The 22,477-nt window shown below is 45.0% G+C and carries 22 protein-coding genes and 3 tRNA genes; 16 read left to right on the forward strand and 9 right to left on the reverse strand.

The features are described 5' to 3' along the window. The first annotated feature begins 40 nt into the window (after positions 1 to 40). The gene (der, locus tag DN730_RS13780; protein ID WP_115468735.1) at positions 41 to 1,381 is read left to right on the forward strand and encodes a ribosome biogenesis GTPase Der; all 1,341 of its coding nucleotides are present in this window, start codon (positions 41 to 43) and stop codon (positions 1,379 to 1,381) included. Between the two features lie 167 nt (positions 1,382 to 1,548). After that, the gene (locus DN730_RS13785; protein WP_115468736.1) at positions 1,549 to 2,673 is read left to right on the forward strand and encodes an enoyl-CoA hydratase/isomerase family protein; all 1,125 of its coding nucleotides are present in this window, start codon (positions 1,549 to 1,551) and stop codon (positions 2,671 to 2,673) included. Here DN730_RS13785 and DN730_RS13790 read toward each other — a convergent pair. After that, a complete protein-coding gene (locus DN730_RS13790) occupies positions 2,627 to 2,809 on the reverse strand; it encodes a DUF2496 domain-containing protein (protein ID WP_115468737.1) in 183 nt (60 codons plus the stop codon). The two genes, DN730_RS13785 and DN730_RS13790, sit on opposite strands and share 47 nt — an antisense overlap. A 104-nt stretch (positions 2,810 to 2,913) precedes the next feature. Between DN730_RS13790 and tmpT the strand changes: the two genes are divergently transcribed. The 3 genes from tmpT to DN730_RS13805 all read left to right on the forward strand — a co-directional run bounded on the left by tmpT (position 2,914) and on the right by DN730_RS13805 (position 6,787). Continuing rightward, positions 2,914 to 3,552, forward strand: a complete 639-nt coding sequence (tmpT, locus tag DN730_RS13795; RefSeq protein WP_115468738.1) for a thiopurine S-methyltransferase — start codon at positions 2,914 to 2,916, stop codon at positions 3,550 to 3,552. A 103-nt stretch (positions 3,553 to 3,655) separates the two neighbouring features. After that, entirely contained in the window at positions 3,656 to 5,926 is a 2,271-nt protein-coding gene (locus DN730_RS13800) for a YgiQ family radical SAM protein (RefSeq protein ID WP_115468739.1), read from the forward strand. Between the two features lie 261 nt (positions 5,927 to 6,187). Further along, complete coding sequence (locus DN730_RS13805) at positions 6,188 to 6,787, forward strand: DUF6198 family protein (protein ID WP_115468740.1); 600 nt, start codon at positions 6,188 to 6,190, stop codon at positions 6,785 to 6,787. A gap of 180 nt (positions 6,788 to 6,967) precedes the next feature. On the opposite strand, the gene DN730_RS13810 is transcribed toward DN730_RS13805, so the two are convergent. The 4 genes from DN730_RS13810 to DN730_RS13825 all read right to left on the reverse strand — a co-directional run bounded on the left by DN730_RS13810 (position 6,968) and on the right by DN730_RS13825 (position 9,436). Beyond that, positions 6,968 to 7,555 carry a fasciclin domain-containing protein gene (locus DN730_RS13810; protein WP_211313886.1) on the reverse strand — a complete coding sequence of 196 codons (588 nt, stop codon included), beginning with the start codon at positions 7,553 to 7,555 and terminating at the stop codon, positions 6,968 to 6,970. A 93-nt stretch (positions 7,556 to 7,648) separates the two neighbouring features. Then, positions 7,649 to 8,128, reverse strand: coding sequence for a peptide-methionine (R)-S-oxide reductase MsrB (msrB, locus tag DN730_RS13815; RefSeq protein ID WP_115468742.1), 480 nt, complete (start codon positions 8,126 to 8,128; stop codon positions 7,649 to 7,651). Between the two features lie 91 nt (positions 8,129 to 8,219). Beyond that, positions 8,220 to 8,897 (reverse strand): anti-sigma factor, encoded by a 678-nt coding sequence (locus DN730_RS13820; RefSeq protein WP_115468743.1) that lies wholly within the window; start codon positions 8,895 to 8,897, stop codon positions 8,220 to 8,222. Beyond that, positions 8,894 to 9,436 carry a sigma-70 family RNA polymerase sigma factor gene (locus tag DN730_RS13825; protein ID WP_115468744.1) on the reverse strand — a complete coding sequence of 181 codons (543 nt, stop codon included), beginning with the start codon at positions 9,434 to 9,436 and terminating at the stop codon, positions 8,894 to 8,896. The genes DN730_RS13820 and DN730_RS13825 overlap by 4 nt, the downstream gene beginning before the upstream one ends. A 198-nt stretch (positions 9,437 to 9,634) precedes the next feature. Between DN730_RS13825 and efpL the strand changes: the two genes are divergently transcribed. Beyond that, entirely contained in the window at positions 9,635 to 10,207 is a 573-nt protein-coding gene (gene efpL, locus DN730_RS13830) for an elongation factor P-like protein EfpL (RefSeq protein WP_115468745.1), read from the forward strand. A gap of 90 nt (positions 10,208 to 10,297) precedes the next feature. Here efpL and DN730_RS13835 read toward each other — a convergent pair whose 3' ends face one another. Next, entirely contained in the window at positions 10,298 to 12,091 is a 1,794-nt protein-coding gene (locus DN730_RS13835) for an ABC transporter ATP-binding protein (protein WP_115468893.1), read from the reverse strand. A 227-nt stretch (positions 12,092 to 12,318) separates the two neighbouring features. Between DN730_RS13835 and DN730_RS13840 the strand changes: the two genes are divergently transcribed. The 3 genes from DN730_RS13840 to DN730_RS13850 all read left to right on the forward strand — a co-directional run bounded on the left by DN730_RS13840 (position 12,319) and on the right by DN730_RS13850 (position 15,514). Further along, a complete protein-coding gene (locus tag DN730_RS13840) occupies positions 12,319 to 13,254 on the forward strand; it encodes a magnesium chelatase ATPase subunit I (RefSeq protein WP_115468746.1) in 936 nt (311 codons plus the stop codon). 79 nt (positions 13,255 to 13,333) lie between these two features. Continuing rightward, positions 13,334 to 14,659 carry a cobyrinic acid a,c-diamide synthase CobB gene (locus DN730_RS13845; RefSeq protein WP_115468747.1) on the forward strand — a complete coding sequence of 442 codons (1,326 nt, stop codon included), beginning with the start codon at positions 13,334 to 13,336 and terminating at the stop codon, positions 14,657 to 14,659. A gap of 72 nt (positions 14,660 to 14,731) precedes the next feature. Further along, a complete protein-coding gene (locus DN730_RS13850; RefSeq protein WP_115468748.1) occupies positions 14,732 to 15,514 on the forward strand; it encodes a precorrin-6A/cobalt-precorrin-6A reductase in 783 nt (260 codons plus the stop codon). A gap of 17 nt (positions 15,515 to 15,531) precedes the next feature. Here the strand turns inward: DN730_RS13850 and DN730_RS13855 are convergent, their stop codons facing one another. Next, positions 15,532 to 16,674 carry a methionine aminotransferase gene (locus DN730_RS13855; RefSeq protein ID WP_115468749.1) on the reverse strand — a complete coding sequence of 381 codons (1,143 nt, stop codon included), beginning with the start codon at positions 16,672 to 16,674 and terminating at the stop codon, positions 15,532 to 15,534. Positions 16,675 to 16,864: 190 nt separating this feature from the next. On the opposite strand from DN730_RS13855, the gene DN730_RS13860 reads away from it, so the two are divergent. After that, on the forward strand, positions 16,865 to 17,290 hold the full coding sequence (locus DN730_RS13860; protein ID WP_115468750.1) for an acyl-CoA thioesterase: 426 nt from the start codon (positions 16,865 to 16,867) through the stop codon (positions 17,288 to 17,290). Positions 17,291 to 17,332: 42 nt separating this feature from the next. Here the strand turns inward: DN730_RS13860 and DN730_RS13865 are convergent. Both DN730_RS13865 and DN730_RS13870 read right to left on the reverse strand, forming a co-directional pair. Next, positions 17,333 to 17,418 (reverse strand) — tRNA-Leu (locus DN730_RS13865). Positions 17,419 to 17,479: 61 nt separating this feature from the next. Then, the gene (locus DN730_RS13870) at positions 17,480 to 18,706 is read right to left on the reverse strand and encodes an EAL and HDOD domain-containing protein (protein ID WP_115468751.1); all 1,227 of its coding nucleotides are present in this window, start codon (positions 18,704 to 18,706) and stop codon (positions 17,480 to 17,482) included. Between the two features lie 192 nt (positions 18,707 to 18,898). On the opposite strand from DN730_RS13870, the gene DN730_RS13875 reads away from it, so the two are divergent. The 6 genes from DN730_RS13875 to DN730_RS13900 all read left to right on the forward strand — a co-directional run bounded on the left by DN730_RS13875 (position 18,899) and on the right by DN730_RS13900 (position 22,477). Further along, positions 18,899 to 18,974, forward strand: a tRNA-Ala gene (locus DN730_RS13875). Positions 18,975 to 19,016: 42 nt separating this feature from the next. Further along, positions 19,017 to 19,092, forward strand: a tRNA-Ala gene (locus tag DN730_RS13880). Between the two features lie 168 nt (positions 19,093 to 19,260). After that, positions 19,261 to 19,872, forward strand: coding sequence for an alpha-ketoglutarate-dependent dioxygenase AlkB family protein (locus DN730_RS13885; protein ID WP_115468752.1), 612 nt, complete (start codon positions 19,261 to 19,263; stop codon positions 19,870 to 19,872). A gap of 108 nt (positions 19,873 to 19,980) precedes the next feature. Then, positions 19,981 to 20,991, forward strand: coding sequence for a tryptophan--tRNA ligase (locus tag DN730_RS13890; protein WP_115468753.1), 1,011 nt, complete (start codon positions 19,981 to 19,983; stop codon positions 20,989 to 20,991). A 13-nt stretch (positions 20,992 to 21,004) separates the two neighbouring features. Then, positions 21,005 to 21,862 carry a Tim44 domain-containing protein gene (locus tag DN730_RS13895; protein ID WP_115468754.1) on the forward strand — a complete coding sequence of 286 codons (858 nt, stop codon included), beginning with the start codon at positions 21,005 to 21,007 and terminating at the stop codon, positions 21,860 to 21,862. A gap of 105 nt (positions 21,863 to 21,967) precedes the next feature. Beyond that, positions 21,968 to 22,477 carry a chemotaxis protein CheW gene (locus tag DN730_RS13900; protein ID WP_115468755.1) on the forward strand — a complete coding sequence of 170 codons (510 nt, stop codon included), beginning with the start codon at positions 21,968 to 21,970 and terminating at the stop codon, positions 22,475 to 22,477.

The following is a 22,477-nucleotide window of genomic DNA, read 5'->3' on the forward strand; positions in this document are numbered from 1 at the left end:
AAGAGGTCGCAGCCGCTTTGTATTTTTATAGGTTGAAAAAATGATCCCAGTTATTGCATTGGTCGGTCGACCCAATGTTGGCAAATCCACCTTATTTAATTGTTTAACCCGTACCCGTGACGCATTGGTCGCTGATTACCCTGGGTTGACTCGTGATCGCAAGTACGGTGATGGTAAAGCAGGCGAGCACGAATTTATTGTCATTGATACTGGCGGTATTAGTGGTGATGAGCAAGGCATTGATGAACATATGGCACGTCAGTCGCTACAGGCGATAGAAGAAGCTGATGCGGTATTATTTTTGGTGGATGGGCGACATGGTCTGAACCCCGCTGATGAAATGATTGCTAACCATTTACGGCGTTCGAATAAACCAAAATTTTTAGTAGTAAATAAGACAGATGGCATCAATGAAGATATTGCCTTAGCAGATTTCTATGCCCTAGGGATGGGACAACTGTATTCGATCGCTGCTGCACATGGGAAAGGTGTTCGTATTTTGATCGATACGGTTATGGAGGGATTCGCTGATCAAGTAGCAGAAGCCCGTAGTCAAGTTGAATTGGGCTCGAAAGGAATACGTATTGGTGTTGTGGGGCGCCCTAATGTCGGCAAGTCTACGTTGGTGAACCGAATGTTAGGTGAGGAGCGTGTTGTGGTGTATGACTTACCAGGCACAACCCGAGACAGCGTATACATACCTTATAAGCGGCATGATAAAGATTACACTCTGATTGATACCGCAGGGGTGCGTCGTCGCAAACATGTTAAGGAAGCCGTTGAAAAATTTTCGATAGTTAAGACGCTTCAAGCGATTCAAGATGCCAACGTTGTAATCTGTGTGATTGACTCTCATGAGGACTTAGTAGAACAAGATCTTCATATGATCGGCTATGTATTGGATGCAGGTCGAGGGCTTGTCATAGCGATTAATAAATGGGATGGGCTTACGAAAGATGAGCGCGAACATATTAAGAAAGAGGTTGAGCGTCGTTTAGGGTTTGTTCCTTACGCTAAAGTTCATTACATCTCCGCTTTGCATGGCACGGGTGTAGGAGATCTCTATGAAACGATCGAGCAGACGTATGAGTCTTGCTATGCCAAGTGGTCGACTAACCGTTTAACTCGTATACTTGAAGATGCAGTGTCTGAACACCAACCACCGATGGTCAAAGGGCGACGTATTAAGTTACGTTATGCCCATCAAGGTGGATCCAATCCACCTCGTATTGTTGTTCACGGTAACCAGACGAACTCGCTTCCGGGCAGCTATAAGCGTTATTTAGAGAATAAGTTCCGTACGATACTCAACATAACAGGTACGCCGATTTCGTTTGAATTCAAGTCATCTGACAACCCTTTTGCGCCGACGAAGAAGTAGGCAATAAAGAGAAATATTGAAACCCAGCTTAGTATACTAAGCTGGGTTTTTTGTTTATGGGTCGTAAATATTGATAAAAATATTGTTCAAAGCGCTTGGATCCGATAATTTCTAAATAGGACGCGATTCACAATTTGGCACAATAATAAGAATACGGAGGCCCCTTTATGTCGCACCCTGTTGAGTTTGAGTCGCTGCCGTTCGGCGGTAAATTTAAGATCGGGATCGTTCGATTGGCAGCGCCAAGGACGTTAAACGCCCTCAGTATGGATATGATTGCATTAATAAAATTGCAATTGGAGTTATGGCAAGAAGACCCTCATGTTGCTGCAATTTGGTTAGAAGGTGATGGCACTAAGGGCTTTTGTGCCGGCGGTAATGTCGTTGATGTATACCGCTCTCTTGCGGAAAGTGATGATGGAGGCGCCTTTAGTTATCGATATTTCCGTTCTGAGTATCAGCTCGATTACCTATTATCGACCTATTCAAAACCCGTTGTTTGTTGGGGAAATGGATTCGTTATGGGAGGTGGAATGGGGCTGTTTATGGCGTCTGACTATCGTATTGCTACACCTACCAGTCGATTTGCGATGCCAGAAATCAAGATAGGTCTTTACCCTGATGTCGGGGCCTCCCATTTTTTAAATCAACTTCCTGAACATTATGCTCGTTTTTTGGCATTGACGGCTTATCAGGTCAATGCCACGGATGCCTGTGAGCTTGGATTAGCAACTCATTATGTGTGCGATGAGTCAAAAAGAACTATTTTAAAAGCCATAGCGACAAGCACCATGGATGAGTGGAACTTAGACCGCGCAAAAACGGTCATATCTAATGCGTTATATCGCTGCACTATGTCTGATGATTTACCATTACTGAAGCCCGAGCTGCTAACGAATGGTAAGGCGATTGAACGGCTCATGAGTGGCAACATTGCTAATATACATCAAGCGATGAAGTCGTATAACCCGACATCGAACGCCATGGCTAAAGCGAGAAAAAACTTTTTGTCAGGGAGTCCTCTATCTGCCCACTTGATTATTCAGCAATTAGAATGGGGGAAAGGTCAGCCGTTACAGGCTGTCTTTGATAGGGAGACAGTATTATCGGTTAATTGCAGCGTTAGAGGGGATTTTCTAGAAGGTGTGCGCGCATTGCTAGTCGATAAAGATCAGCGCCCTTACTGGAAATATAGGAATGTTTTGGATGTTCCCCCATCAATAGTGGCGAGTTTTTTTCATCCGGCTACGAATGTTGATCAGATGGACCGTTACGCGGAGAATTTGCAATAGATTGTTTTCGCTCGCAGTCTTGGAGCACGATTTTTAAAGCAGCTATCGCTGTATTGTTATTAATGTTGTTTTCTTCTAATAAAGCGATGAGATCGACGGCTAGCTTGACATGATCGGGAGCAGATTCTAAAGACATATTTACCCTTGCATAATGGCTGTCATGTGTTGGCGTTATTCTTTTGTTATGTCGTGTATGTCAAAGTATAACAATCCGAATATTATCACATTAAAGAGGTGCCTGTGGTTACGAATGAATTTTGGTTGGAGCGCTGGCGAACAGGGCGAATTGGGTTTCATCGAGATGAGGTGAATCCATGGTTGGTTCAATATTGGCCAAGTCTTGCACGAGGTGCAAAGGTTTTGGTTCCACTATGCGGCAAGTCGAGTGATTTACTCTGGTTAGCGAATCAAGGTTACGAAGTAACTGGAGTGGAGTTGTCATCGCTGGCTGTCGTGCAGTTTTTTGGTGACAACGATTTAACCTATAGTACCCAGCAGGATGGAGATCTTAAGATTCATTCAGCGGATGGTCTGCCTTTAAAAATCGTAGAAGGGGACTTCTTTCAGTTCCATGAGGGTGGTTTTGACGCGTGTTATGACCGAGCCGCATTGATAGCAATTCCAGATTATCTTAGACAGGAGTACGTAGAGCACTTGATGCAACGACTTATTCCTAGTGCCCATTTGTTATTAGTAACCCTGAGTTATGATGGTGAAAGCTCGGGTCCCCCATTTTCGGTCCCAGACGAAGAAGTTGTATCGCTCTGGGGGAATACGATTCATAAAGTAGCAAGTGAAGATTTGCTTCAATTAGATGAGCGTTATCAGAGCGATTCTAGGACGTTTTATGAAGAAATTGTTTGGCGTATAAATCCTTAAAGCATTATCCCTATGTCCCAGCCATAAATTCTGGGATAATAACGCCATTCAAGATTCCATTTCATCAAATTCCTGAGCGGTTCTCGCTTAGGATAGAGCTTATATGACCAAACGACATAAAACCGCATTAGATCTATTTTCTTATCCAACTTATTGGGCCGAGTGTTACGGTGTAGCACCATTTTTACCTACAACTCGTGAAGAGATGGATGCCTTAGGTTGGGACAGTTGCGATGTGATTATCGTTACAGGTGATGCCTACATTGATCACCCTAGCTTCGGAATGGCTGTTATGGGGCGGTTGTTAGAAGCTCAAGGCTACCGTGTCGGTATTATTGATCAGCCCGATTGGCGCAACACAGATGATTTTATGCGTTTAGGGCGACCTAATCTGTATTTCGGTGTTACGGCTGGCAATATGGATTCCTTAATAAATCGCTATACGGCTGATCTGAAAGTGCGTAACGATGATGCCTATACGCCTTATGGTGTCGGTGGGAAGCGACCTGATCGAGCGGTCATCGTTTATTCGCAACGTTGTAAACAGGCATTTCAAGACGTCCCTGTTATGATCGGCGGTATCGAAGCGAGCTTACGTCGTATTGCACAATACGACTATTGGAGTGATGAGGTTCGTCGCTCAGTGTTAATCGATTCGACGGCGGACATACTTCTCTACGGTAATGCCGAACGCGCAATCGTTGAAGTTACCCATGCGGTGGCGGCCGGCAAGAAACTTGGAGAGTTAGTCGGTATTCGTGGCACGACCGTTGTTCGAGATACCCCGCCAGGCGGTTTTACCGAAATAGATTCGACTCGGGTGGATTGGCCTGGTCAAGTTGACAAAATTTACAGTCCTTATGAATACATCCCTGAAGGCAAGTGCCAAACGGGCGAAGAGGCAGATACAGATGTCATGCCTATTCGAGTTATTCCTGCGCCATTGCGACGGGGCGAGAAGCTGATACCAGAAAAGACCTATATCCGTTTACCTTCGTACGAGAAAGTATCGAAAGATCCTGTGTTGTATGCGCATACATCGCGCATATTGCATTTAGAATCAAATCCCCACAACGCACGCGCTCTGATTCAAAAGCATGGCAAAAAAGAAATCTGGGTGAATCCACCGCCGATTCCATTGGAAACACCGGAAATGGATGGTGTGTTTGATCTACCGTATGCTCGCGTACCGCACCCCAAATATAAAAAAGCTCGTATCCCCGCGTACGATATGATCAAAACGTCGATCAATATCATGCGAGGGTGTTTCGGAGGTTGCACCTTCTGTTCAATCACCGAACATGAGGGGCGTGTGATTCAGTCCCGATCTCACGAATCTATTATGAATGAGATTGAGGATATTAAGGCTAAAGTTCCTGGATTCACTGGACACATTTCCGATTTGGGTGGGCCGACGTCAAATATGTACACATTGAATTGTAAGGATGACGAAATTCAAGCATCGTGTCGTAAGCTGTCATGTGTTTACCCAGAGATATGTCCAAACCTAAAAACGGATCACAGCGCGACAACCGAGCTGTATCGTAAAGCGCGTGCAGTTGAGGGTATTCATACTGTTTCGATTGCATCCGGTTTACGCTATGACCTAGCGGTAGAAGATCCTGAGTACGTTCGCGAGTTGGTAACTCATCATGTTGGTGGTTTGCTTAAAATTGCACCAGAGCATTCAGAAACCGGCACATTATCAAAGATGATGAAGCCAGGTATGGGAACATATGAACGCTTCAAACGTATGTTTGAAAAGTATTCGAAAGAGGCAGGAAAGAAACAATACCTGATCCCCTATTTTATCGCTGCACATCCTGGTAGCAGTGATGAAGATATGGTGAATTTGGCGGTATGGTTGAAGAAAAACGATTTTAAGCCAGACCAAGTACAGACGTTTTATCCTTCCCCTATGTCTCTTGCGACGGCTATGTACCACTCAGGGAAAAACCCATTGCACGGCGTTACATATAAGAGTGAGGATGTTTATACACCAAAAGACTATAAGCAACGTACCGTTCAAAAAGGTTTCCTACGGTACCATGATCCAAGTAACTGGGCGGCACTTCGAGATACGTTGAAGTCGATGGGGCGTGGTGACCTAATTGGTAACGGTAAAGCTCAATTAGTGCCCGATGAAGAGACGGAGAAGCGCACTTCAAAACGTCCTGTTAAAGCGAAACCAGGGCAAAGAACAGGCGCTTCGCATACAAGCAATCGGCCAACGAATGAAAAAAATGCCGAGAATGAGCGTAATCGCCGTAAGCAAGACCAAGGAGCCGCCCGTCCAGTATCAAAGAATAAGCGAAGTAAGCCAGCAGGTGCAGGCCGTCGCTCCAAACCTAAATCGGTCGGACGAACGCGATAAAAGAATTTAATTTTGCGTAACTTAAAGCCGCACAGTGAAACCTGTGTGGCTTTTTTTATGCTTACTTATGCGCTAAATAGGGAATGCGCTGAAAAAGATGCGTTCGGCCATAAAATAACACATAATTCCCAGCGACTAATGAATGTAAGTTATGCGATCACCCAATTCGCTACTTAGACAACCTAACGTCTATGTCCTCACAAGGGGCATTGTATATAACCCGTGCACATCATAAATGTGTACGATTTTAGGGATCGACCTATGAAATTAACCCATCAATGGCTTTCCATTTTGGAAGGCTGCGTACTCGCAGCATTAGGCTTGCATATTCTAAATTCAACCGGATTACTAATCAGTGGCACTGCTGGTGTTGGAATGATTTTGCTGCAAGTAACTGACCTCTCGTTCGGTCAATTATTTTTCTTCTTGAATATGCCATTTTACCTATTAGCGTGGCTAGCTCTTGGTAAGCATTTTGCAATGCGTACATTTGCTGCAATCAGCGTTCTGTCGATTCTCTCTGAATTGTTTCAGCACTCTATTCATATTGAAATACACCCAATTGTGTCATCAATATTGGGAGGGCTGTTGGTAGGATTTGGCCTCATCATTTTATTTCGCCACAATGCGTCATTGGGAGGGCTTAACATTCTCGCTGTTTATCTAGAGAGGCGTTTCAATATACATGCTAGCCGAACCACGTTAGCCGCAGATATAGGTGTGTTGATCACAGCAATACTGATATTAGATAGCTTAAGCTTAGTCTATTCATTTTTGGCGTTTTTATTATTGAGTTCAGTGGTGGGGCGTTATCATCGTCCCCCTGTGTGGGCTCAGCATCATGACTCACAGCACGCCTAGACAGAATCTATGAAGCAGAATGGCTGCATTAATAGTATTGAAAGCCAAGAATTCACTTAAGACAGTGATTGAATATAGAGAATGTGAAAGCTGTAGAGATCTGTCCTAGAGGATAGCAAAGAGTAAGCTTAGGCGGGGTAACCTAAGCTTACTCTTTATCGAAACGCTGCTATGAGGTTCTTATTGCTTAGGTAACAGCACGGTATCAACTACGTGAATGACACCATTAGATTGCTTCACATCAGCGATCGTTACCGTAGAGATACGACCATTCTCATCTTCCAGCATGATCTTGTCGCCTTTATAGGTCGCCATTAACGTACAGCCACCAAGTGTTGGTACTGGATGTGCGCCCATATCATCGTCGACCATCGTCATAATTGCACCAGACAGGGCATTCGTTCCTACCACATGGCATGTTAGGACTTTTTGAAGTGCTGCTTTGTTTTCAGGCTTCAAAAGATTGGCAACTGCACCGTCTGGTAGCTTGTCAAACGCTGCATTAGTTGGCGCAAAGACAGTGAAAGGCCCTTCACCCTGAAGCGTGTCGACTAAGCCAGCAGCTTTGACTGCTGCAACGAGCGTTGTGTGATCTTTGGAGTTCACGGCATTTTCAATGATGTTTTTATCTGCATACATTGGGGCACCGCCAACCATAGGGTTGGTATCGTTTGATGCCATCATATCGGATTCTTTTGCGCCTGAGCTAGAGCAGCCTGTGATAGCAAGTGCGGTAGTCATGGCAACAACGGTAGCTAGAAGTTTCATAATCGTTCTCCTGTTTTATTGATTTATAACCTCTGTATAACTAACCACGTGCGCCATTTCAGAAAGTTTCAAAAAATATAAAAAAAGTTAAAATTAATTGGCATTGAAGGTTAATGATACGCCATTTATACAATGGCGAAGGCCAGTTGGTTTCGGACCATCCTCGAAAATATGCCCTAAATGACTGCCGCATCGACGACAATGAACTTCTGTGCGTGTGACAAACCAGCTACGATCTTCTTTCGTACCGACAGCATTAGGTAAGCTGTCGTAAAAGCTAGGCCAGCCAGTGCCACTGTCAAACTTAGTTTGTGAGTCATACAAGGCAAGATCACAGCCTTTACAGTGAAAGATACCTGCTCGCTTTTCATCGTTGAGTGGGCTTGAATAGGCACGCTCGGTGGCCTCTTCGCGCATCACCGCGTACTCAAAGTCGCTAAGGCGCTCACGCCACTCAGCTTCTGTGCGTGTAATTTCAAAGTTTGCTTCACTGATAGACGCGGCGATGGATGTCATTCCTCGGGTCATCAACAGAGCTGCCATGGTACCTTGCAAAAAAGTTCTTCGGTTCATGTTTAATCTCCTCAATTTGTTTTAGTAGCCACGAAAAAAAGCCAAGAAAGTTTCAGTTTCTTGGCTTTAGACGTATCGCAACGCTGATTTATTACAGTGTTACTGTATCGGCAACAGCAATAACAGGGCCTGTAGGGGCGCCTGTAGGGGAGCCTCCTTTGGGTTCGTGGCTTATTGCCATGTGGGCATTAGTTAAACTAGATAGCCAAGGAACGTCGAGGGACACTTCTCGCATTTCAGACAGGTCTAAAACGCCTAGGGACATTGGTGCTCCATCACCGATGGCCACCCAAAGTTCATAATCGCCATTTATGGCAGGCTTACCTTGCTTCGGAATAATACGTAGTTGCTTGTTATCGGCATCAACCAGTACATCTATTATCACATCAGATTCAGACGCAACGAGGTGAGTTTGATACGTTGCTTCAAACGACGGTGGAACAAAAGTCCAGATACCAATTGCCAAAATTACGGCCGCCGCGATGGCCCAAATAGGTGACCGCCTCGAGGATTTGGCTCTCAATTGAGTGACGTTGTCTGCTTTTGTAGAGAACAGTTGTTGCTCTAATTGTTGTTTTACGTGGGCTGGTGGTACGTGCTCTTGCCATTGCTCAGACATGCTCGAAAAATGTTCTGCCCAATAGACGTACTCTTGTTGAAGCATTGGGTCCTCTTTCATGCGAGCTTCGAACGCTTTTGCGTGCTCTGGCGATAGCAATCCCAAAGCATATTCTGCTGCAATGGTGAAATGCTCTGATGATTGATTCATTGGCCCATACAACCTTTTAATTTCGTGAGACTTCGACGTAACCAAGTTCGCATTGTATTCAAAGGTACGGCGAATTGATTGGCGAGATCTGCATAACTTTGTCCTTCCAAGTAGGCTCCTTTTACCGCTTCAGCTCGCTCAGGCTCAAGGGTATCGAGGCACTCTTCAATGTGTCGTTGCGTTTGATCATCAACGGTACACTGCTCTGGCGTGGCATCATTTGATTCTAGGTCATAATCATCAATTGATTCAGCTTGTTTGCTCGCATTTGAACGCTTACGGTCAATTGCACTGTTTCGAGCAATGGTAATTAGCCAAGTCATGGGGCTTAATCCGTTGACTTCGTATTTACCGCAGTTGTGCCAAATTTTGATATACGCTTCTTGCAGTACATCTTGCGCTAGGGCCTCGTCCTCTAACACACGTAGGCAAATGCCATAAAGTTTCGCACTGGTTCGATCATATAATTTAGAAAACGCAGGTTGATTTCCAGTCGCAATCTGAGAAATGAGATTTTCTATTTCAGAAAGCTCGCTCATTTGACGTTCCTTTTAGTTGTTTGCGAAGCAAAAGCAGCGCTTACTGCACCAAGCAGTGGTACGTACAAGAATGCATGATTAGATTAGTTTTAGCGAGATTTAACGCTAGCACCCGATATAAAACTGAATTAGCATCTGTATCTCAGCGCTGTGCGCTGCGCCAATCATTTTTATCTATATCGTTCAGGACTGAAGAAGATGCCTAAGGCCAGTGAAATCAAACGTAATAACGCCATTGATTATGATGGTAAAACTTATATCGTGCGTGATATTGAACGCTCCGTACCACAGGGTAGGGCAGGTGGGAGTCTCTATCGCATGCGCATGTATGATGTGGTAACTGGCCGTAAGATAGATGAGACATTTAAAGATTCCGACATGTTGAACTTTGCTGATCTAATTCGTCGCCCAGCTATGTTTTCTTATGTCGATGGTGATGATTATGTCTTTATGGACCAAGAAGACTATACACCTTATAACTTAAACAAAGACGCGATTGCAGAAGAGATCTTATTTCTAAACGAGGAGACTGCGGGTATTCAAGTGGTTCTCGTTAATGACGCCCCTGTCGGGCTAGACATGCCTCAGACGGTAGAATTGGTGGTTCAAGAAACTGACCCATCCATTAAAGGGGCATCGGCTACCTCTCGTACTAAGCCCGCGTTGTTATCGACGGGCGCGACGATTCAGGTACCAGAGCATATTTCCACTGGTGATCGCATTCGTGTGAACATAGAAGAGCGTAAATTCTCAGGGCGCGCTGACAAATAACGGATAGTGTTTGGCAATTGTCGAAAGCTCATCAGATAAATGATGAGCTTTTTGGTTTGATAAGTGCGCGGGTAGAACACACCGGGTGATTTATTGATAGCCTTTTGCTTGTAGCTCAAACAATTTCGCATAGTGCCCTTTTAGGCTTAGTAGAGAGTGGTGTGTGCCGCGCTCTTGAATACTGCCATGCTCCATAACAATGATTTCATTTGCCAAACGTACTGTTGAAAATCGATGCGATATTAAGATAGCCATTTTATGGCGCGTATGTTCTTGGAAGTGCTCGAATATGTCAGCTTCTGCAGCAGCATCCATGGCAGCAGTAGGTTCATCAAGTACTAAAATATCCGCTTTTTCTCGCATAAACGCCCGAGCTAATGCTATTTTTTGCCATTGTCCTCCTGACAGTTCTTGCCCGTCTTTGAACCACCGCCCAAGCTGTGTTTGATAGCCGTCGCTCAAATCATCAATGAAATCTGTCGCTTTACCAAGCTCTGCAGCATTACGCCAGCCTTGTTCGTCATCAAAGCGTTCGTCGTCACCTGCACCGATGTTCTCACCGACAATAAACTGATAGCGTACGAAGTCCTGAAAAATAACACCGATGCGAGTCAGAAGAGCTTGCTCATCCCATTCTCTAAGATCAAGGCCATCTAATAAGATCCGACCTTCTGTCGGACTATAGAGGCGCGTCAGCAGTTTAATTAGAGTGGTTTTTCCTGATCCGTTTTGCCCAACAATGGCGAGACTGCAGCCAGGTTTTATATGCAATGAAATATGCTTTAGCGCCGCCTGATTACTGCCTGGATAAGTGAAAGACACATTCTCAAAACGGATACCGTCGCCCTGTTTAGGGCCTGAAACGGCTCCCGCCTTAATCGTAAGGGTGGGTTGTTCAAGGTATTCGTATAGGTTTGATAAATACAGATTGTCCTCGTACATGCCGCTAATGCTAGTAAGAGATGAAGCGACGGCACCTTGCCCTTGTTTGAATAGTAGTAAGTACATCGTCATCTGTCCTAATGTAATAGCACCGATGACGGTCGACGTAACAATCCAGCCGTAGGCTCCGTAAAACACAGCGGTGCTTATTATGCCAAGCGTGAACCCCCACACTTCACGACGAATAATGAGACGTTTATTCTCGCTGAAAAGTCTAACGAATATGCTCTGGTAGTGACGTAAAAAACGAGCTCCAAGCTGATACAGTCGTACTTCTTTGATGTGATCTTCGCGAGCAAGCAGCGTTTCCAAATAGTTTTGCTGACGTACTTCCGGTGAGCGCCAGCGAGCGAGCATAAAAGCGTCTCCAGAGAATTTAGCCTCGGCTACAAAAGCAGGTAAAGCGCCAAGAATAAGCAGCGTCAGGGCCCAAGGAGAAAATTGCCAAAGCAATACTGCGAAACTGATCAATGAAATGCCATTTTGCAGTAATGAAAACGTTTTATTGACTAAGGCCAAAGGACGACTCGATGCTTCGCGTCGGGCACGCACAAGCTTGTCGTAAAATTCTGAGTCTTCAAAATTCGCTAGAGTGAGCGTTTGCGCTTTTTCCATAATCATCATGTTGACGCGCTGCCCAAGCAAGGCTCTCAAAATAGCTTGCAATGCTACTAAACCACGTTGACTAGCACTGACAATGAGGACAAGTCCTGCTTCGATTAATACGTAGAACAAAACGGGGAAGTATTCGATATTGCCGTGTTGTTTATACTGATCGATCGCTGCCACAACCGCGTCGACAATGAGTTGGCCAACATATGCCATGGCCGCGGGTAATACTCCTGCTATGAGAGTCAATACAGCAAGCCCTATTGTGAGCTTCGGTGAGGTTTGCCAGACGAGAGCCATGGCTCTTTGGCTGTAGCGAAACACACCTAACATATTTTTATCGATAGCATTGTGTGAAGAAGTACTTCGAGATTTCACGGCGCTAATTCCTTGGACAAAACATTGCGCTACAGTCTACAGCTTTTTTAGGCGGCATATGAGTTTGATTAGGTCGGGGGCTAAGATTTCAATTTGACTTAAAAAGTGCCCACGGATAAGGTTCAGAATGATTTAATAATCTGCCTGTAATTAATTCGCTACTAAACCTTGGTAGGTACCTCATGACAGAATGTAAGCCATCAAGTTTCCCTTTTACGGCTGTGGTGGGGCAAGATGCACTTAAACTAGCGCTGATTTTGACGACAATCAACCCATTGATCGGTGGCGTTATTATTTCAGGCTCACGAGGCTCGGCGAAATCGACTCTAGCGAGAGGGCTAGAGGACGTTGTCCCTAGAGATGGTGAATTGTCGAGTCCATTTGTGACGCTACCTCTTGGAGCAAGTGAACAGCAGGTACTTGGCTCCTTTACTACTGATTCAGACCGTTCTGCCAACGCGAGTACATTTCAACCAGGGTTACTTGCCAAAGCTCACGAAGGGATTCTGTACGTTGATAACGTAAACTTACTGCCTGACTCGCTCATTGATCGATTATTAGATGGTAATCTCAGTGGACTCTACTGTGTGGAGCATGCCGGTCATAGTTATGAGTACGTTTCACAATTTACCCTCATCGGTACAATGAATCGAGAAGAAGGAGTGCTTCGTCCTCAACTGAAAGACCGCTTTGGTTTAATGGTTGAGTTGTCTCACGATTATTCTTTAGAAGAGCGCGTTCAGATCGTTCGGTTAAGAGATGAATATGATCAAGACAATCAAGGCTTTTGTGAAGCGTTCAAATACAAACAGCGTAATTTGCGCCAAAGCATCAGCCTAGCTCGCGAACGAGTGTCGATGGTCAAATGCGTGGATGCGCTGAGAATGGACATTGCGAGTCGTTGCCAAGATGCTCAAGTAGAAGGGTTGCGAGCTGATATCGTTTGGGTCAGAGCCGCTATTGCTCATGCCGCGTGGCGTGGCGCGCAAACCGTATCGATTGATGATGTTATTGCGGTCCAAGAGTTTGTGCTCGCCCACCGTCGTAAGCGTGGGCGAGCGAACGACGATAGTTTGTCTTCGATATCATCGTTTGCTAACAAGCGGACGCCATCTTAGTCGATCAATTTCCAAGCAATATTTGTTCTTGAACCTGGAAATACCAGTCCGTTTCCCCTTATATGTTAAGTATGACGATATGACTTTAAATACAGCTTCCTGCTCAGCCTTATTCTTAACCGCACCCGCATCCAATCAGGGAAAAACAACGATTACCGCAGCGTTAGCGCGTCATTTTGCCAATCAAGGTAAAGTCGTGAAGGTGTTTAAAACTGGACCCGACTATTTAGATCCGCAAATATTGGCACAAGCGTCTGGTCAACCTGTTGAGCAACTAGATATCTGGATGGCAGGAGAGGAATACTGTCGCGAGATGTTATTCAAGGCGGCCCAAACTGCCGACCTTATTTTGGTCGAAGGCGCGATGGGAATGTTTGATGGTGAGCCGTCCAGTGCAGATTTAGCGGCGGCATTTGGGATACCGATGGCTATAGTTATGGACGTTCAAGGTATGGCACAAACGGCGGCAGCCTTGGCATTAGGCCTAGCGAGATTTAGGCCGGATGTTAACGTCGCTGGGATCATTGCGAATCGATGTGGCAGCGAGCGACATGCGCAGTTAATTCGTGAGGCGTTACCACCCGATATTCCTTTGTTGTTGTCTCTTAAACGCAATGAAGAGGTCACCTTACCAGAGAGACATTTAGGATTAGTACAGGCAATCGAAGTAAAAGAAGAGCTAGAAGTTCGTTTTCAGGCAGCAGTGGATTGGCTTGCACAAGCGCCAGATAACCAGCTTTTGTCCTTGCCGAGAGCTATTGAGTTTCAAGCGCCGAATGGAGAGGCGTCAGTTTGTGCACCATTACTCAAGAACAAAGTGATCGCGATAGCAAAAGATGAAGCATTCAGTTTTATCTACGATGCAAATTTACAGGCCTTGAAAAGTTTGGGGGCGGAAGTACGCTTTTTTTCTCCGTTACACGATGCCAAGTTGCCAGCGGCCGATGCCTTGTGGCTACCAGGAGGCTACCCTGAACTACATGCTCACGCTTTATCAGAGAACACTAAGATGAAGCAGGCCATTTATCATTTTTACGATTTGGGTAAACCAATACTCGCTGAGTGTGGAGGGATGCTCTACAGTTTTGAGACGCTGACGGATTTATCGCAGCAAACTTATCCTATGATTGGGATGTTGCGAGGTAATGGTGTGATGCGAAGTAAAGGCGGGTGTCAGGGGATGCAAACGGCACCGTTTCCAGAAGGCGATATAAGAGGACACGCGCACCACCGTTCGCTGAGTGAAAACACTTCTGAGCCGATTGCGTATGGCAAGCGTCAACGACATCCGGCTCCTGGTGAAGCAATTTTTCGCAATAAAGGGTTAACCGCCAGTTATCTTCATTTATTTTTTTCATCGAATTTGGTGGCGACAGCTACATTATTCGGTGGCGCAAACGAGTAATGCATCTAGTCTGTGAGTGTTCTGACTTAATGATAAATATAAGCGCGTGGCTTAAAAGCGAGGAGTCATAAGATGCGTAAAGCAATACTTGTGTTAGGCGGTACGGCAGATGCGCGGCGTATTGCTGATACTTTGATCCTCGATGGTTATAAAGTCATTTATTCTGTTGCAGCTTTGCTTAGAGCCCCTAAATTAGATTGCGATATTGTCTCAGGTGGTTTCACTCAATTTGGTGGCTTAACTCAATACCTAAATGAACATTCAATTGGTCTGGTGGTTAACGCGACGCATCCATATGCTGCGCAAATGAGCTGTAAGGCGGTTGCCGCAAGTATAGAGACGAAAGTTCAAATTTGGCATTTATTACGCCCCGCGTGGCAACCTACGGAGCAAGATCTTTGGTACACCTACCGTAATGAAGAGGAGCTCTTAACGATGTTGAATAGCTATCGGCGCCCTTTACTCAGTGCAGGAAAGATGACGCAAAGCTTTATTCATAACGTTGCAAATAAAGGCTCTATTAAGCAAGTGCTTTGGCGAACTGCAGCGATGCCTAACTTTGATTTGCCCGCACACGTCATCTGGGAAAAAGCGGTCGGGCCTTTTGATCGCGAAGAAGAATTAGCATTATTAAAGCGTTTTCAGGTAGACGTTATCGTGAGTAAAAATACTGGTGGCACGACAACGTCTGCAAAGCTTGAAGCAGCAAGGGAATTATCGATTCCTGTGCTGCTGCATCAACGGCCTAAACTGTCGCAAGCTACCTGTACGTTCAAAAGTGTTAGCGAACTGATTTCTGCATTACGACGACAGTATCCCATGTCTTCGGCGTTACAGCAGAAAGCTCAGCAGTAAGTGAATGATTTAAAGCGCTACCAGTTTCGCGGCTGCGCTGTCGAGCGTGCATCTTGTTTAGCAAAACAGAAGCGTATTAAACGCATATCGGTTGGTGGTGTCTGGTAAAACACGCTGATCGGAATGGCGGCCACTCCTGCATGCTCAATTAGCCACAACGCGAATTCGGTATCAGTAGTATCTTGGATAGCACGATAGTTCATAAGCTGAAAATAAGTGCCTGAGGTCGCGGTAAATTCAAATCGACTGCTGCTCATCGCGCGATTGAAATGATCGCGTTTGCGCTGGTAAAAAGCTGGGAGTTGCTGGTCATGCTCAGGAGTTTCCTGTAAGAAATCAGCGATTGCATACTGCATCGGAGTTGAAACGCTAAATGTCACATACTGATGTACCTTACGAATCTCTGCCATTAGGTGGCTTGGCGCAATGCAGTAGCCAATTTTCCAGCCCGTCGTATGATACGTTTTACCAAAGGAAGAAACGACCACGCTCCGTTCTGCCAGTGCTTTATGCCTGAGTACACTTTGATGCGCCTGTCCGTCAAAAACAATATGCTCATACACTTCATCAGATAGTACGAGCAAATCGTGTTTCTCGGCCAACTCATATAATTCATTAAGGTCTCTTGAGGTAAGCGTTTGGCATGTGGGGTTGTGAGGGGAGTTGATAATGATCATGCGTGTCTTGCTCGTGACAGCATTACGTATACGATCCCAGTCCATTTCGAAATTAGGAGGCAGCAAAGGAACGTGGATAGGGCATCCTCCGCTTAAGCGAATTGCAGGGTCGTATGAGTCGTAAGCAGGATCAAATACGATGACTTCGTCGCCTACGTGGACAAGCGCCGAGATGGTGACAAATAGCGCTTCGGTAGCACCCGACGTAATGGTGATTTGGGAGTCTGGGTCTGCTTGGAAATCATAGCAACGTTGTAGTTTGGCGTTTATGCCTTGTCTGAGTGAAGCGATGCCAATCATCGGCGCATACTGATTGTTACCTTGCTTTATATAGTGGTCTACGCGCTTTAGTAAGCAACTCGGACCATCGAAATCAGGGAACCCTTGAGATAGGTTGATAGCATTGTGATGAGTTGCGAGTTCGGACATTTGTGAAAAGATGGTAGTCCCAGTATTTGGTAGTTTGCTCAGAGCGTGTTGCATAATTAACCTTCAAAGCAGAGTAGCGGCGATTGCGATAGACTCTGTATGCTAATGCAGAAGGGTAAATAGAGGAAGGTCACAGTGCTGGAAGTTCAGCTGAATTGGTTAGATAGCCAAAGTAGGTGCCAGAATTCTTACTGAGTGTCATACTAGGACTGTTATTTAGCCGAGCTAATGTAGAGGGTTGGAAATGTCGGTAGAAAAAGAAAAGGGTCGTTTAACAACTCGAACGGTTGCGATGCCGGGAGATACGAATCCAGCAGGCGATATATTTGGTGGATGGGTGGTTTCTCAGATGGATATTGCAGCGGGTATATGTGCGGGCCAGCGTGCGCAAAGCCGTGTAGTCACAGTTGCGCTAGACAGTATGAGCTTCATTCGACCTGTTAAAGTCGGCGATATTTTGGGTGTATACACCTGTATCGAATCTGTTGGGCGCACATCAATGAACATCCACGTTGAAGCATGGGTGCGCCGCGGTCGGATTGGTAAGCGTGAAAAGGTCACGGAAGGGCTGTTTAAATTTGTTGCAATCAACGATGAAGGTAATTCGACTCCGATTCCGGCTGAGGAGGATTTGCCTGATTACGTGCATGAAGCTATGAACGAATTTTAGCCATTAAAAAAGCCGATTTCTTAGAAATCGGCTTTTTTAATTTGGTACCAGTGGCCGGACTCGAACCGGCACGCTTTATAGGCAATGGATTTTGAATCCATCGTGTCTACCAATTCCACCACACTGGCTTGGAAAACGTGACGCACATTCTAGTGTTTTTAGCTTCGCTGTCAATGGTTTAGTTGCAATTTATTTTAAAGTGCTCATGACCTTGTGAGCCCACTGCAACGAATCGAAAAACGCATGATTGAGTGACCGGCGAACATTAGCGGGCAACTTACCAATGCTTTCCCAACGTTCCCCTTCAATACTGGTAGCGCTGAAGAGAATACGACCAAGTGGGCCGTTAAAATGTAGGATGGCTTCTTTAATTTCTTTGTCGAGCGTGATTTGACCGAGTACTTCTTTTTGATCCATTTGTAAAAGTACATGGATGCCTGACATCAGTCCCATAGTAAATGCCGAATCAGGAGAAATTGCATTGCTTTTTCTCGCTAAAATTTCACAGCACCGCGCTCGAACAAGCAATACTCTCATTTTGTCGGCATTGTCATGGTTTTGTGAGCTAAGGGTAATGAGCATTGCCCAACGTTTTAGTTGAACCAAACCTAGATACACAACAGCTTCTTTGATAGAAGACACCTCCTTTAAAACGCCAACAACAGGGCTATTGATGAGGCGTAACATTTGGTAAGAAAGTGTGGGGTTTTGAGTGACTAGGTCCGCAACCTCCTCAATACTTACATGTTCTTTTTGCAAGGTATTCACGAGTCTAATTGCGCTTTGTGTATTCGCGTCTACGCGACGGCCTTTTACGACTTCGGGTCTCTGTAGAAAGTAGCCTTGAAAATAGGTAAATCCTAACTCCTTACAACGTTCGAACATTTCTCGATCTTCTACTTTTTCAGCAATCAATGTCAGATCAAGTGATTTTAAATACTCTATTTTGTCCAAAATTGTGTCGGGTGGCGTCGAAAGGACATCGATTTTTATCATCGATATGTAAGGTAATAAATCATCGTAGGTCGGATCAAAGTGATAGTCGTCCAGCACAAAGCGAAAGCCAGAATCATGCCACCGAATGACAGCCGCTACAAAATCTTTGGTGATGCGCTGGTTTTCTAAGATTTCGATATAAACCGTATTGGCAGAAATGGGAAAGAAGGCATCTGATAAGACCAAGTTTGTGGTCATATTGATAAAAAATGGCTGGCGTAGCTGAGCTTCCAGCTTGGTGATGCCAATGCAAAGGTTGGTTATTACTTGGCTGGTTGCCACTTCTGCATTATCAAACTCAGCGTGATCTTCAACCTGTCCCCGAAATAATAGTTCATAGCCAAACAGAACTTTGTTTCGATTCAGAATGGGTTGCTGCGCCATCATGAGTTGATCAAGCGCGTGCTGATGTTCTGGCATATCGGTTGGCTCCGATTTTAATAAGTTATACATTCTATAATGCATACAGTTTACAGCACCGTATAGCTTTTTTTTGTATTGAATGTGTCATTCAGGTTATTGAATTGTTAATAACCTATGACATAAGCATTTACGTGTGAAGTAAAACCTATTGACAGGCATTTATTGCGGCCATAAAATTCGGCTCGTTTTGGGGCCTTAGCTCAGCTGGGAGAGCGGTTCGCTGGCAGCGAACAGGTCAGCGGTTCGATCCCGCTAGGCTCCACCAAATACTTCTTAGTTCAAACCATATAATTGGCATATCCTATATGGGGCCTTAGCTCAGCTGGGAGAGCGGTTCGCTGGCAGCGAACAGGTCAGCGGTTCGATCCCGCTAGGCTCCACCATATCATTCAGTTCCTGAGATAACACTGTTCAATTTGCGCTAGAATTAGGCGCGTCTTTATGCACAACACTTATTTGAGTTTGTAGCTGGATTCTTATCAAGGTGCTGGTGACGCGCAATATCGGTTATTGCCGCGCGTAGAAACTGTAATAGGTCAAAGGGGGAAGACATGTATGACTTGTTTCAAACAGATGAAAATATTTCTGAGAACCTTCTACCCTATGACGGCGATGTACGTTATTTACCTATTGGGATAGAGCCCTTAATGGCGGAGCGATATGTGGATAGTTTATTCCATACTATTGCGTGGCAACATGATGAGGCAATCATGTTTGGCAAACGTATCGTAACCAAAAGAAAGGTTGCGTGGTATGCCGACCAGCCTTTTTCTTATACGTATTCAAAGACCACGAAAACCGCTTTGCCTTGGACGCCATTGCTAAAAGAGCTAAAACAAATTGTTGAGGCCTCGACCGGAGAGCATTTTAACGCGTGCTTGTTGAATCTCTACCACGATGGCAGTGAGGGTATGGCATGGCACAGCGACGGTGAACGGGAGTTGGTCCCGAGAGCTGCCATTGCTTCTCTGAGCTTTGGTGCTGAGCGCAAATTTTCGTTTAAACATAAAACCACAAAAGAAACGTTCTCGCTAAACTTGGCCTCGGGAAGTATTTTGATCATGAGAGGGGCAACTCAGAGTTACTGGTTACATCGTTTACCGCCCACCAAAAAAGTGTCTGCTCCTCGTATTAATCTTACATTTAGGTCCATGCGAACATGATTCGGCGATCCATTTAAATTTGCTCACGACAGAGTGTTTTAGGCTACGACTAGCGATTATTTTTGTGATAGGGTACGAGCACCTTTTTATATGATTGAGTAAGGGAAAATGGGTAAAGAAATTGTTTTAACAGGTATTACTACAACAGGCACTCCTCATCTTGGTAACTACGTTGGCGCTATTCGTCCAGCTATCGAGGCAAGCAACCGCTCTGACACCGATTCATTCTTTTTTCTAGCGGATTACCATGCACTCATTAAGTGCCAGGAGCCTGAGCGAGTTAAGCAATCTCGCTTGGAGATCGCAGCGACTTGGCTAGCTTGTGGATTGGATACTGATAAAGCGACTTTTTACCGTCAATCGGATATTCCAGAAATAGCAGAATTAAATTGGCTGCTGACATGTGTGACAGCGAAGGGCTTGATGAATCGAGCCCATGCTTACAAAGCCAGTGTTGATGAAAACGTAGCGAAAGATCAGGATCCTGACTTTGGCGTGACCATGGGGCTGTTTTGTTACCCCGTACTGATGGCTGCTGATATCCTTGCATTTAATGCGCATAAAGTACCTGTGGGTAGAGACCAGATTCAACATATTGAAATGGCTCGTGATATCGCCGCTCGCTTTAATCATCTATTTGGTCATCACTTCACTTTGCCGCAAGCAGTGGTGGCGGAAGATGACAGTGCCATTCTTAAAGGGTTGGATGGTCGCAAGATGAGTAAGTCATACAATAATACTATTCCACTGTTTGATACCGAGAAAAAACTTAAAAAAGGCATCAATAAAATCGTTACAAACCTGCTAGAGCCAGGGGAGCCAAAAGATCCAGATGACTCAACGGTTTTTGATTTGTACAAAGCTTTTGCGTCTGATGAGCAAACGAAAGAGATGCGCCAAAAATTTGCGGATGGCATTGCATGGGGAGAAGCCAAGAAGGAACTTTTTGAGTTGGTCAATGGTCAACTAAGTGAGCCTCGAGAAAAGTATCTTGAACTCATGTCGAACCCTGCTGAAATTGAAGCAGTACTTCAGGCTGGTGCCGAAAAGGCACGTGCTCGAGCTCGCACTATGATTTCCGAACTGCGTAACGCAGTTGGCTTGGTCGATTTCGTTTAATTGGAGAAATGAATTGAAAACATCTGTATATGCCTTAATTATGGCGTTTGTATTAGCGATTGGTATGGGTGGCTTTGCCACAAATGCAGAAGCTAAGCGTCTTGGTGGAAGTAAGAGCTTTGGTAAAAGCTTTTCTATAAACAAATCACCAACGAAATCTGCGACCTCTGGTACAGCGGCAAACAGCTCTACGACGAAAAAGTCTGGTGGCTTATTGGGAGGTTTAGGTGGTGGTTTGCTAGGAGGTTTATTGGCTGGCGGATTGTTCGCTGCGTTATTAGGCAGCGGAGCATTTGACGGTATTTCATTTGGAGACATACTGCTATTTGCAGTCATTGGTTTCCTAATCTACAAACTGTTCTTTGCGAATCGACGCCGTGCGGCGAGTCCAGCAGGCGACAACGGTATGTTCCGTGAAATGCCAAGCTCTACTCGTGACAGCGTTCAGCCTTCACCCATGTCTGGTGTGTCAGGGTTTGCAAGTCAGCCAGAGATTCAGTTACCACCTGGGTTTAACGAGCAAGCTTTTATTGCCGAAGCGAAAAACCATTATGTTACTTTGCAAAAAGCTTGGGACGACAATAACTTTGACGAAATTAGTGACTACTTTAGCTCAGATCTTTGTGCTATGTTGCAGACAGAACGCGCGAAATATGGAGCAGATAAGCCTCGTACCGAAGTTGTTTCTTTAATGGTTGACTTGGTGAGGGGTGAATACATAGGGTCTGTTGCATCTATTTCACTGCGATTTAGCGGCTGGATTAAAGAAGGCTCTGAAACAACAGAAACCAATGAAGTGTGGCACTTAGAGAAAGATGTATCTGATGCTCGTGGGAATTGGACTGTAGTTGGTATACAGCAAGACAACTAATTGTTACGTAATTTTTCACGCCATTACGCCGTGATTGGGCTATTATAAAAACCTTATCGCGGCGTATTTGCGCGCATCACCGGATTGATTAAAGGTGTCAAGGCCATGTCTGAATTAGCGACGATCAAAGAAGCAGGAAAGTTACCTGTAGAGAGTAAAAAAGGTGAGTTACTGCAATACCTTACGTTTAAGCTCCTAGACGAGACGTATGGTATTAATGTAATGCAGATTAAGGAAGTGTTGCGTTACAGTGAGATCGCACCAGTACCTGGGGCTCAGTCTTATGTACTTGGTATCGTGAATCTACGTGGTAACGTGGTGACGGTTATCGATACGCGTGTGCGTTTCAGTTTGCCAGAGTGCACGATTAGTGACGATACGCGAATTATAATCATCGAGCACGACGGTGAGCAGATTGGTATGCTTGTTGATGCGGTTAAAGAAGTATTTTACCTATATCAGGGTGAGATAGAGCAGTCTCCAAGTGTCGGTAATGATGAGGCGTTGATGTTTATTCAAGGCGTCTACCAAAAAGAAGAAGAGCTTGTGATTTTGTTAGATCTAAATCGTATGTTTGACGTGGATAATGCGCAACTCTCAATTGGCATGATGTAG

The sequence above is a fragment of the Marinomonas piezotolerans genome (assembly GCF_003362755.1).
GTDB classification, from domain to species: Bacteria; Pseudomonadota; Gammaproteobacteria; order Pseudomonadales; family Marinomonadaceae; genus Marinomonas; species Marinomonas piezotolerans.

Excerpts from the sequence above, each read along its gene's own strand:
- DN730_RS13800 (WP_115468739.1), top strand. The coding sequence starts at position 3,656 with ATGACCAAACGACATAAAACCGCATTAGATCTATTTTCTTATCCAACT.
- DN730_RS13805 (WP_115468740.1), top strand. The coding sequence starts at position 6,188 with ATGAAATTAACCCATCAATGGCTTTCCATTTTGGAAGGCTGCGTACTC.
- DN730_RS13885 (WP_115468752.1), top strand. The coding sequence starts at position 19,261 with ATGTATGACTTGTTTCAAACAGATGAAAATATTTCTGAGAACCTTCTA.
- DN730_RS13870 (WP_115468751.1), bottom strand. The coding sequence starts at position 18,706 with ATGCCAGAACATCAGCACGCGCTTGATCAACTCATGATGGCGCAGCAA.
- DN730_RS13845 (WP_115468747.1), top strand. The coding sequence starts at position 13,334 with ATGACTTTAAATACAGCTTCCTGCTCAGCCTTATTCTTAACCGCACCC.
- DN730_RS13850 (WP_115468748.1), top strand. The coding sequence starts at position 14,732 with ATGCGTAAAGCAATACTTGTGTTAGGCGGTACGGCAGATGCGCGGCGT.
- DN730_RS13835 (WP_115468893.1), bottom strand. The coding sequence starts at position 12,091 with ATGTTAGGTGTGTTTCGCTACAGCCAAAGAGCCATGGCTCTCGTCTGG.
- DN730_RS13820 (WP_115468743.1), bottom strand. The coding sequence starts at position 8,897 with ATGAATCAATCATCAGAGCATTTCACCATTGCAGCAGAATATGCTTTG.
- DN730_RS13785 (WP_115468736.1), top strand. The coding sequence starts at position 1,549 with ATGTCGCACCCTGTTGAGTTTGAGTCGCTGCCGTTCGGCGGTAAATTT.
- der (WP_115468735.1), top strand. The coding sequence starts at position 41 with ATGATCCCAGTTATTGCATTGGTCGGTCGACCCAATGTTGGCAAATCC.
- DN730_RS13840 (WP_115468746.1), top strand. The coding sequence starts at position 12,319 with ATGACAGAATGTAAGCCATCAAGTTTCCCTTTTACGGCTGTGGTGGGG.
- DN730_RS13810 (WP_211313886.1), bottom strand. The coding sequence starts at position 7,555 with ATGAAACTTCTAGCTACCGTTGTTGCCATGACTACCGCACTTGCTATC.
- DN730_RS13900 (WP_115468755.1), top strand. The coding sequence starts at position 21,968 with ATGTCTGAATTAGCGACGATCAAAGAAGCAGGAAAGTTACCTGTAGAG.
- DN730_RS13860 (WP_115468750.1), top strand. The coding sequence starts at position 16,865 with ATGTCGGTAGAAAAAGAAAAGGGTCGTTTAACAACTCGAACGGTTGCG.
- DN730_RS13790 (WP_115468737.1), bottom strand. The coding sequence starts at position 2,809 with ATGTCTTTAGAATCTGCTCCCGATCATGTCAAGCTAGCCGTCGATCTC.
- msrB (WP_115468742.1), bottom strand. The coding sequence starts at position 8,128 with ATGAACCGAAGAACTTTTTTGCAAGGTACCATGGCAGCTCTGTTGATG.
- efpL (WP_115468745.1), top strand. The coding sequence starts at position 9,635 with ATGCCTAAGGCCAGTGAAATCAAACGTAATAACGCCATTGATTATGAT.
- DN730_RS13855 (WP_115468749.1), bottom strand. The coding sequence starts at position 16,674 with ATGCAACACGCTCTGAGCAAACTACCAAATACTGGGACTACCATCTTT.
- DN730_RS13825 (WP_115468744.1), bottom strand. The coding sequence starts at position 9,436 with ATGAGCGAGCTTTCTGAAATAGAAAATCTCATTTCTCAGATTGCGACT.
- DN730_RS13890 (WP_115468753.1), top strand. The coding sequence starts at position 19,981 with ATGGGTAAAGAAATTGTTTTAACAGGTATTACTACAACAGGCACTCCT.